At 37.5% G+C, this 2950-nt stretch carries 3 protein-coding genes and 2 pseudogenes; all 5 read right to left on the minus strand.

All coding sequences use genetic code 11. The features are described 5' to 3' along the window. Positions 1–195 (minus strand): annotated as a pseudogene (locus GGR08_RS08480) (DUF6990 domain-containing protein); the annotation flags it as partial. Between the two features lie 102 nt (positions 196–297). Then, positions 298–885: pseudogene (locus tag GGR08_RS07720) on the minus strand (SMI1/KNR4 family protein). Beyond that, the gene (locus GGR08_RS07725; RefSeq protein WP_183194724.1) at positions 882–1355 is read right to left on the minus strand and encodes an SMI1/KNR4 family protein; all 474 of its coding nucleotides are present in this window, start codon (positions 1353–1355) and stop codon (positions 882–884) included. Before GGR08_RS07725 ends, GGR08_RS07720 begins: the two are co-directional and overlap by 4 nt. Before the next feature lie 52 nt (positions 1356–1407). Then, on the minus strand, positions 1408–1983 hold the full coding sequence (locus tag GGR08_RS07730; RefSeq protein ID WP_183194725.1) for an SMI1/KNR4 family protein: 576 nt from the start codon (positions 1981–1983) through the stop codon (positions 1408–1410). Between the two features lie 49 nt (positions 1984–2032). After that, positions 2033–2950 (minus strand): HNH/ENDO VII family nuclease (locus GGR08_RS08485; protein ID WP_246350227.1); only part of this gene is annotated, 918 nt, incomplete at its 5' end.

The raw sequence follows: 2950 nt of genomic DNA on the forward strand, positions 1-2950 counted from the left end.
AAGACAATAAGCAGCGGTGGTGAGATCAGCCGAAAGCAAAAACTCTTTGCCACTCTCTCCATAATTTTTTACACCATAGCCAATACCGACAATGCGATCGGGAAGATGATAATGCGCAAAAGTATCCCCCACGTTATCACGATAAGGCTACCAGCCCAGTCTTTTTAAAATCTCTGTGACATCTTTGGTTTGCATCATGACTCACTTATCAACCAATTGAGCAACATCATCTAAAGTATAAGTTTTCATAGATGATCCTCAAAACTTGCGTAACGCTCCATATTTCCTCTATCAATTTCACCTCTTCCATAGTTTTTTCCAAAAACTCTTGTAAAAAGGTACAGGTTGCGGAGTGGGAGTGTTCTCAGTCTTTTCAATCGGTTGATCACCATAAGGTATCTCAGCTCCCACACTTTCTTTAATTCTTTTGCAAAGGAATTCATAAAAATTGCTAGCGTAATATTCGCAATCTTCAGATGGAAGCATGACATAGAGTGGGCATTCACCATCCCTAAACTGCGTATAATCAAAATAAAAGGTTTCACCAAAATCTGTTCTGCTAACGAAAAGCTATTCTGGTGTCACAAAACCACGTTCTCTATTGAGTAAGTTTCGGTAAACAATATCACCAGCAGGAATACCTTCCCCACAATCTCCATAAATGCTAAATATTTCATCACCACCAATTTCTCCTCCTCCATATTTTTTTAAGAAAACTTTGTAAGAGGATGTGAATTGCAAACCCAAAGCTTTCTCCGCCTTTTCAATCTGTAAATCATCTGTTTCATTCTCTCTATCATCTTCAGTACCCAAATTGATAATATCATCATATTTATTCACTTTATCAATTAATACTGCAACATCATCTAAAGTATAGGTTTTCATAAATCTTCCCCTGCATGGTCCTTAATTCTTTTACAGAGAAATTCATAAAAATTACTTGCATAATAAAGGGGATCTCCAGATATTACCTCAAAATAGAGCGGACATTCACCATCCTGAAACTGAGAGTAATCAAAGTAAAATGTCTCACCAAAATCAGTTCTACTGACAACAAGCTGCTGTGATTTTGCTAAACCATTTTTCATTTCTGTTAAGCGATTATAGACAATGTCACCACCATAAACAGTTTCAAAGTCTACACCATAAATGCTAAAAATTTCCTCGCAACCAATTTCTCCTCCTCCATAATTTTTTAAAAAACTTTTGTAGGACGAGGTGAATTGTAAACCAAGAGTTCTCTCAGCCTTTTCAATCAATATATCATCAGGTGCATCCTCTGCAGTGCCAAAGTCGATAACATCCGGATACTTATTAATTAATTGTGCAACATCATCTAAAGTATAGGTTTTCATGGATGAACCTCAAAACGTGCGTTATAAACGCTCCATATTTCCTCTATCAATTTCACCTCTTCCATAGTTTTTTCCAAAAACTCTTGTAAAAAGGGATAGGTTGCGGAGTGGGAGTGTGCTCAATCTTTTCAATCGGTTGATCACCATCAGGTATCTCAACTCCCGCGTGTACTTTAATTCTTTTGCATAGGAATTCATAAAAATTACTGGCGTAATATTCGGACTCCTCATCCGCAAACATGACATAGAGTGGGCATTCACCATCCCGAAACTGCGTATAATCAAAGTAAAAGGTTTCATCAAGATCATAACTCACAACGAGCTGTTCTGGTGTCGTAAAACCACGTTTTCTATCATTTAAGTTTTGGAAAACAACGTCATTAACAGAAACACCTATAGGATGCTCATAAAGACTATAGATTTCTTCACCACTAATGTCCCCACCTTTATAATGTTTCAAAAAACTCTTGTAAGAGGATGTGAATTGTAAACCAAGAGCTTTCTCAGCCCTTTCAATTACAAGATCATCAACTGCATCATCTTCAGTACGAAAATGGATAATCTCATCATCATATTTATTCACTTTATCAATTAATATTACAACATCAGCTAAGGTATAGGTTTTCATCAATTATTTCTCCAAATTTCTTTTTTCTCTTTTCATCAATCGTAGAGCATTACTGCCGATGCTCCTGTCCCCATCTGTCAAAATCTATCCCTATGATACCCCATTTCATATCAATTATTTCTCCTAAATTACTGTTTTTTTGTTCCCTATACCCTTTAGCACGTTCCTTCCAATATTCCTCTCTCCACTTATCAAACTTTTTTCTCTCTATAAGCGATTGATGTGTTTTAGAAGGAGCATGAATCACGGAATTATATTTGTTATGATCTTTACTGCCAATTTCTGCTATGGGCCCCTCATGCGTTTGCTTTAGGTGATGCAACTCAACAGGCTGACCATCAAATCCTATCGGTGCTCTTCCTGTTTCCATTCTATCAATATTAGTGCCCCACATTTCTTTGTTGTTTTCCATCCAGTTAACCCTTTTATTAGGATCAAACAAATCGTCTCTCTGATAGGCTTTGTTAGTCTGTCCAAATTTGCTATCGGTAAATTTAGTGGGTTTCTTTTTTAACCAAAGCTTTTTTTCTTTAGCAGCAAGTTTAGTTAGTTCTTTCTTCGCCGCAAGTTTGTCAGGATCTCCCTGAACTGCAAGTTTGGCAAGATTTTTCTTGGAAGCAAATTGGGCAAAATCTTTCATAGCATTGAACTTGATCACAGCCTTGTTGCCAAGCTTTATAGCTCCCTTGGCTGCTCCAGCAACTCCTGTCATTAGGGATGCTGTTTCAGTCAATAATTTTCCAAGTTCAAGTCCAGCTTTAAAGGATCCACCAGCACCGGCTCGCTCATATTCCTCCTCCATTTTATTAATGCGATCTACATAGGACTGTTCAAGGGTCCGACCAATTGTCGCCAAAATCTCACCACTGCTAAAAAAATCTTTGAGCGCTTTCAAAGTCTCTTCGGGATGTTTGGCTATTTGCAAAAAACCATCAACCGTATCGTATATTTCAGCCGGTACACCAGC

Source organism: Bartonella fuyuanensis (assembly GCF_014197255.1).
Lineage (GTDB): Bacteria > Pseudomonadota > Alphaproteobacteria > Rhizobiales > Rhizobiaceae > Bartonella > Bartonella fuyuanensis.